The organism is Streptomyces sp. NPDC006265 (assembly GCF_040613555.1).
In the GTDB taxonomy this organism is placed as follows: domain Bacteria; phylum Actinomycetota; class Actinomycetes; order Streptomycetales; family Streptomycetaceae; genus Streptomyces.
In genome coordinates this window covers 1-6,439 of sequence record NZ_JBEXSH010000517.1, presented here as the reverse complement: position 1 = coordinate 6,439, position 6,439 = coordinate 1, and the positions used below count along the sequence as shown (strand labels likewise).

At 72.9% G+C, this 6,439-nt stretch carries 5 protein-coding genes; 4 read left to right on the top strand and 1 reads right to left on the bottom strand.

Annotated elements, in window-relative coordinates; all coding sequences use genetic code 11:
* Positions 1 to 64: 64 nt before the first annotated feature.
* From ABZ281_RS32370 to putP, 3 genes are all read left to right on the top strand, one after another.
* On the top strand, positions 65 to 529 hold the full coding sequence (locus ABZ281_RS32370; protein WP_356661292.1) for a SpoIIE family protein phosphatase: 465 nt from the start codon (positions 65 to 67) through the stop codon (positions 527 to 529).
* A 306-nt stretch (positions 530 to 835) separates the two neighbouring features.
* Positions 836 to 1,288, top strand: a complete 453-nt coding sequence (locus ABZ281_RS32365; RefSeq protein WP_356661290.1) for a hypothetical protein — start codon at positions 836 to 838, stop codon at positions 1,286 to 1,288.
* A gap of 233 nt (positions 1,289 to 1,521) precedes the next feature.
* Positions 1,522 to 5,106: a sodium/proline symporter PutP gene (gene putP / locus ABZ281_RS32360; RefSeq protein WP_356661288.1), complete on the top strand. Its 3,585-nt coding sequence runs from the start codon at positions 1,522 to 1,524 to the stop codon at positions 5,104 to 5,106.
* A 43-nt stretch (positions 5,107 to 5,149) separates the two neighbouring features.
* On the opposite strand, the gene ABZ281_RS32355 is transcribed toward putP, so the two are convergent.
* Positions 5,150 to 5,362, bottom strand: coding sequence for a hypothetical protein (locus tag ABZ281_RS32355; RefSeq protein WP_356661286.1), 213 nt, complete (start codon positions 5,360 to 5,362; stop codon positions 5,150 to 5,152).
* 115 nt (positions 5,363 to 5,477) lie between these two features.
* Here ABZ281_RS32355 and ABZ281_RS32350 point away from each other — a divergent pair, with 115 nt between their 5' ends.
* Positions 5,478 to 6,383 carry a LysR family transcriptional regulator gene (locus ABZ281_RS32350; RefSeq protein WP_356661284.1) on the top strand — a complete coding sequence of 302 codons (906 nt, stop codon included), beginning with the start codon at positions 5,478 to 5,480 and terminating at the stop codon, positions 6,381 to 6,383.
* Positions 6,384 to 6,439: the final 56 nt, after the last annotated feature.

Sequence of the window (6,439 nt, the reverse complement as noted above, 5' to 3'; positions counted from 1 at the left end):
GGCAGCGCGTTGACGTCGAGGGCCAGCTTCAGCAGCAGGTCCGCGATCAGCGGGTTGCGGCGACCTGGCGGGCCAACTGGTCACCGTCGTCTACCTGGTCCTGGACCAGGACAGGGACGAAATCACTCTGTGCTCGGCGGGGCACCTGCCCGTCATCGCCCTGCCGCCCGACGGGCCCGCCTGCCGGCTGGGGGCACCGGTCGGCGTGCCGCTGGGCGTCAACGACGCGGCGTACGTGGTGCCCTTCGAGGAAGCGACCCTGCCGCTGCCGCCGGGCAGTGCCCTCGTGCTCTACACGGACGGGCTGGTGGAGAGGCCCGGCACGGACATCGAGGCCCAGGTCGACGTCCTGACCCACACCGTCGACGTGGCGCTCAAGGGTGCCCGGGTGGACGACCCCGGCACCCTCGACCGTGCGGCGGACTGCCTGATCAAGACCCTGATCGCGGACGCGGACGCCTCTGACGACGACGTGACACTGCTTCTGCTCGGCGTCCCCGGCCCACAGGGGAACGGGACCCGGTCCTGACCGGCACCCGCCGCGGAGGACGGGACCCGGGCCTGGCCCGCCGCGGATGCGCCTCCGGCGACCGTCCGGCGCGAGCGCGGTCTCTGTCACGGTCCGGGCACGCATCGCGCCTCCTTCCGGCCACGCGGCCGGCGAGTGCGTGACGGCCGCGGGGGAGCGGCCGCCGTGGGGCGATGCAAGTGATCAGCACACGGCAACACGGCGGGGCGGCCGGACAGAGCGTCCCAGACCTTCGAGCGCGGCGGTGCCATCCAGTACACGCTCACCGTCGGCCACACCTTCCAGAACCTCGGCTGCCACTGGACGGTGCAGGCCACCACAATCCCGGCCGCCGCGGGCGGCGGCGCCTCGCAGCAGCCCCCTGACCAGGGGATGCGACCTGAGATGACCGTCCACGACGACCACCGCACACCCGCGCCGACCGACGAACGGACCGAGGTGCCGGATTCCCTGGACGAGCGGACTAAGGTGCTGGACCCCGCCGATGAGCGGAACCAGGTGCTGGACCCCGCCGGGGGGCTGACCGAAGTGCTCGGACCTTTTCCTGAGGGCGCCGCTCCCCTGTCCGCCTTGATCCCGGGCGACGGGCCCGGCCCGGAGGACACGGAGTACAGCGCCACCGTGCTCGCCGGCCACAGGATTGAGCAGGCCCGACCGGACGAGGCCACGGGTGGGCAGGCGGTGCAGGAGCCGGGCCCCGCGATCCCGACGCCCCCCAGCCGGGTCGAGGGGCCGTGCTGCGTTTCGGCCCGGACGTGACCGCCGCCCACCACCGCACCCACCGGACCCCGGTCACCACCCACTTCACGTACGAATGCCCCTCACGGGTCACCGCGCCTGGGCTCCGCCTCCTCCGACTGGTCACCCCTCTATGCCTCGGATCGGTACATTTGTACCCGAGGGGGTATCGAGGGGAGGGGACGGGAGGACACACCGACACCAGGCGCGCCGCCGGCCGCGCCCGTTGCAGGAACCTCGCAGGCGAGGACCATATGATCGATCTGAGTGCGGAGACCGTGACCACGTTCCTCGTGTACGTGGCGGCCATGATCGGAACCGGTGTCTGGGCCTACACCCGCACTCACACCTTCACCGACTTCGCCCTGGGCGGCCGCAGGCTCAGCGCACCCGTCGCCGCACTGTCCGCTGGGGCCAGTGACATGTCCGGCTGGCTGCTCCTCGCGCTGCCCGGAGCGGTCTACGCGGCCGGTGTCGGCGCCGGCTGGATCGCCGTCGGCCTGGTGATCGGCACCTACCTCAACTGGCTGTTCGTCGCGCCCCGGCTGCGCACCTACACCGAGCGGGCCGACAACGCCGTGAGCCTGTCCGCCTACCTGGAGGAGCGGTTCGAGGACCGCACCCGGATGCTCCGGCTGGTGTCCGCCGCCGTGACCCTGGCGTTCTTCACGGTCTACGTGGCCAGCGGCTTCGTAGCCGGCGGGTTGCTGTTCGAGCAGGTCTTCGACGTCCGGTTCGGTGTCGGAGTGACCCTGACCGCCCTGGTCATCGGCGTCTACGCGTGCCTGGGCGGGTTCCTCGCGGTGAGCCTGACGCACGTGATGCAGGCCACCCTGATGTTCCTCGCCCTGCTCGTGATCCCGCTGACCGGCGTCGCGGTGCTCGGCGGCTTCGGCGCTCTGGGCGACACCCTCAAGAGCACCTCCCCGGGGCTGCTCGACCTGGGGACCAGAGTGGGCTACGCGGACGGCCGGTGGTCGGACCACGGGTCCCTCGGTGCCGTGGCGACGGTCTCGCTGCTCGCCTGGGGCCTCGGCTACTTCGGTCAGCCCCACATCCTCGCCCGCTTCATGGGCATCCGCAGCACCCGCGCCATCCCCGCGGCCCGCCGTATCGGAACGGCCTGGGCCGGTGTCGTGCTCGCCGGCGCCACACTCGTCGGCCTGGTGGGGATCGGGCGGATCCGAACGCCGCTCGGCCGCCCGGACACGGTGTACATCACCCTCGCGGAGACCCTCTTCACCCCCTGGGTCGCCGGTCTGATGCTGATCGCCGTCCTGGCGGCCATCATCTCGACCGCGGACAGCCAGCTTCTCGTGTCGTCCACCGCCCTCACCGAGGACTTCTACCGCGCGTTCCTCCACCGGCGGGCCGGGGACAAAGTGCTCGTGCGGGTGGGTCGCGCCGCCGTCGTGCTGGTGATCCTCGTGGCGTTCGTGATCGCGCTCAGGGGCGGCGGCCTGCTCGACATCGTCTCCCACGCCTGGGCGGGCTTCGGAGCGGCCTTCGGGCCGGTGGTCCTCCTCTCGCTGTACTGGCCGCGTATGACCTGGGCGGGGGCCATGGCCGGAATCGTGTCGGGCGCGGCCACGGTGCTGTTCTGGGGCCACATCAATCCCCTGCTCGGGCCCCTGGAGTCGGGCATCTACGAGATGGTCCCGGGCGTCCTCGTCGCCACGGCCGCCGCACTGGTCTTCGGCCGGTTCGTCGGCAGGCCGCCGAAGCGGGCCTTCTGGCGTATGCCGGGTGGCGCGGTGAGCCAGTTGACGAACACCGCTCTTCTCAGCCACGCGCCCGTCGGCATGGCCGTCCTGGACACCGACCTGCGCTACGTCTGGGTGAACGAGTCGCTGGACCGCCTCGTCCCCATCGAAGAGCGACTGGGGCGGCAGGTGCGGGACGTGCTGGCGGGGCCGCAGGCCGAGGCCTTCGAGGAGCAGATGCGCAAGGTCCTCGCGACCGGGGAGCCGGTGCTGGACTACGAGTACCGGGGCCCGGGCCGGACCGAGCCCGACCGGATCCGCGCATGCTCCGTCTCCTTCTTCGGCATGAAGGACCGCAAGGGCCGGCTCGTGGGAATCTCCTACCTCGTCGTCGATGTCACCGAGCGCTGGCGGGCCCAGGAACGCCTGGCACTGCTGAACGACGCGGGCACCCGCATCGGCAGCACGCTGGAGGTGACGCGGACCGCGCAGGAACTGGCGGACGAGGCGGTGCCCGCCGTCGCCGAGTTCGTCGCCGTCGACCTGCTGGACTCGGTCATGAGGGGCGAGGAGCCCGCCCCCGGACCAGTGGACCTGACGCCCGTCATCCGCCGCGCCGGCCAGCAGTCGGTGCGCGAGGGCTGTCCGGAGGCGACCCTGGCCGTGGGGGAGGCCGTCCGGCGCGCCCCGCTGTCGCCGGTCACCCGGAGCCTGCTGGAGAGCCGGACCCGGGTGGAGAAGGTCCTGGACCTCTCCCACAGCGCCTGGGTCACCGAGGACGAGTCACTGGGCCGGTCCCTGCGCGACTTCGGCTTCCGCTCGCTGATCGTGGTTCCGGTGCGGGCGCGCGGCGTCACACTGGGAGTGGCGACGTTCGCCCGTACCGCCCGCACGGGCCTCTTCGAGGACGACGACGTGCGTCTGGCCGAGGAGCTCGTCTCCCGTGCGGCCGTGTGCGTCGACAACGCGCGCCGCTTCACCCGCGAGCGCGCCGCGGCCCGTTCCATGCAGCGCTACCTGCTGCCGCAGGACCTCCAGGGCGGATCCGCCCTGGAGGTCGCCTCCTGGTACCTGCCCGCGGACGCGCCGAGCGGCGTGGGCGGCGACTGGTTCGACGTGATCCCCCTTTCCGGAGCCAGGGTCGCGCTGGTCGTGGGGGACGTCGTCGGCCACGGCATAAACGCGGCGGCCACCATGGGGCGGCTGCGCACCGCGGTCCGCACGCTCGCCGATCTGGACCTCCCCCCGGCCGAACTGCTGGCGCATCTCGACGACCTCGTCATCGGTCATCTGGGGGCCTACGACAGCAAGGAGCCGGCGACGGCGGGCGACGAGAGCGCGGGCGCCGCCTTCCTCGGGGCCACCTGCCTGTACGCCGTGTACGACCCGGTCGCCAGAGCCTGCACGCTGGCCCGCGCCGGTCATCTCCCGCCCATGATCGTCCGGCCGGACGGCCGCGCCGAGATCCTCGGCCTGCCCGCCGGGCCGCCCCTCGGGCTCGGCTACCTGCCCTTCGAGTCCGCCGAGGTGGAGCTGGCCGAGGGTACCCTCCTCGCCCTCTTCACGGACGGCCTCATCGAGACCTACGACCGGGACGTCGACGCGGGGCTCTCCCGGCTGAGCGAGGCCCTCGCGGTGCGCGGCTCCGACGACCTGCGGGAAATCGGCCTGGGCGCGGTCGACGCCCTCCTGACGGGCCCGCCGTCCGACGACGTGGCCCTGCTCCTGGCCCGCACCAGGGCCCTCGCCCCGGACCAGGTCGTCTCCTGGAACCTGCCCCGCGATCCGGCCGCGGTCGCACGCGCGCGCGGCCTCGTCGGCGAGCAGCTGGAGGCGTGGGCTCTGCCCGACCTGGCCTTCACCACGGAGCTCATCGTCAGCGAACTGGTCACCAACGCCATCCGCCATGCGACCGGCCCGGTCGGGCTGCGCCTGATCCGGGACCGCGCCCTGATGTGCGAGGTCTCCGACGGGGCCAGCACCTCTCCCCGCCTGCGCCACGCCCGGACCACCGACGAGGGAGGCCGGGGGCTGCTCATCGTGGCCCAGATCGCCCAGCGGTGGGGCACCCGCTACACGACGACCGGCAAGGTCATCTGGACCGAGCAGGCGCTCCCCGCTGCGCCGTGCGAGTGAGAGCGGGGCGCCCGTGTCCCGCCGGCGGGGGCCGGAGCCGCGCTCAACGGCTCGCGGCACTCGTGGCCGCCGGCCCGCTGCGCGAGACGACGCGCGTCCCGCGGCCGTCGGCGATCCGGACCTGCAGCGAGCCGCATCCGCAGCGCGTCCACACCGTGAGGCCCGTCGCGGTGGTGTGCCGGGACAGCACACGGAACGGCTCGCCTCCGTCCGGCCAGCCGCAGTGCGGGCAGGCGGCGGCGTCGGTGCTGGTCATGGCTGGCTCCTCGTACGTCGTGGCTGATTGGCCGTCGCGACACAGCAAGGGTGCGTCCGAGATTCCATGCACGTCCAGGTTGACTTTGTGGACTCCACTGTGAAGCCTGGCCTTCATGATTGACCTGCGCAGGCTGCACGTCCTGAGGGCGGTCGCCCATTACGGCACGGTCACCGCGGCCGCCCGGGCCCTGCACTTCACACCCTCAGCCGCCTCCCAGCAGGTCCGGCAACTCGCCCGGGACCTGGGCGTCGACCTGCTGGAGCCACAGGGGCGCGGGGTGCGTCTCACTCCGGCCGCCGAGAGCCTCCTCGCGCACGCCGACGCCATCCAGGCCCGCTGGGACCAGGCCGAACTGGATCTACGGGCGGACCACGGGGCACCCTCGGGGGTGCTGCGGGTGACCGGATTTCCGGTGGCCGTGTCGGTGCTGCTGGCGCCGATGGCGGCCCGGCTGGGGGAGCGGCATCCGCGGCTGTCCGTCCGGATCACCGAGGCGGGCGTTCCGGAGAGTTTCGACCTGCTCTTCGAGGGGGACACCGACCTGGCGATCGTCGAAGCGACCCCGCGCAACCCGCCGTTGAGCGACACGCGCTTCGACCAGCAGCCGCTGCTCGACGACCCGTTCGACCTGGTCGTGCCCGAGGGGCACCGGCTGGCGGGGCGGGCCCGGGTCGATCTGGCCGAGGCGGCGCGGGAGGCGTGGATCGCGCCCGTGGAGGCCAGTCCCTGCCGACCGCACGTCCTCTCCGCCTGCGGTGCGGCCGGGTTCACCCCAGAAGTCGTCCATCACGCCCTTGACTGGAACGTCTGCGCCCACCTCGTGGCCCATCGGCTCGGCGTCGCCCTCATCCCGCGCCTGGCCCATCTGACCCCGCATCTGCCGATCACCCGGGTCCGCTGCACGGGCAACCCCCATCGCAAGCTCCTGACCTGCACCCGGACCGGCGGGCACGCCCGCCCGGCGGTGGCGGCGGCCCTGGAGGAACTACGGCGCCCGGCGCAGGCGGCGGTCACCTGACGGGTCCGGCGGTCCGGAGGGCTCCGGGGCGATGGTGGCACTCCCCGTTCCGATTC

What these genes read in the sequence shown, in the direction of transcription:
- putP (WP_356661288.1), top strand. Translation starts at nt 1,522, where the DNA reads ATGATCGATCTGAGTGCGGAGACCGTGACCACGTTCCTCGTGTACGTG.
- ABZ281_RS32355 (WP_356661286.1), bottom strand. Translation starts at nt 5,362, where the DNA reads ATGACCAGCACCGACGCCGCCGCCTGCCCGCACTGCGGCTGGCCGGAC.
- ABZ281_RS32350 (WP_356661284.1), top strand. Translation starts at nt 5,478, where the DNA reads ATGATTGACCTGCGCAGGCTGCACGTCCTGAGGGCGGTCGCCCATTAC.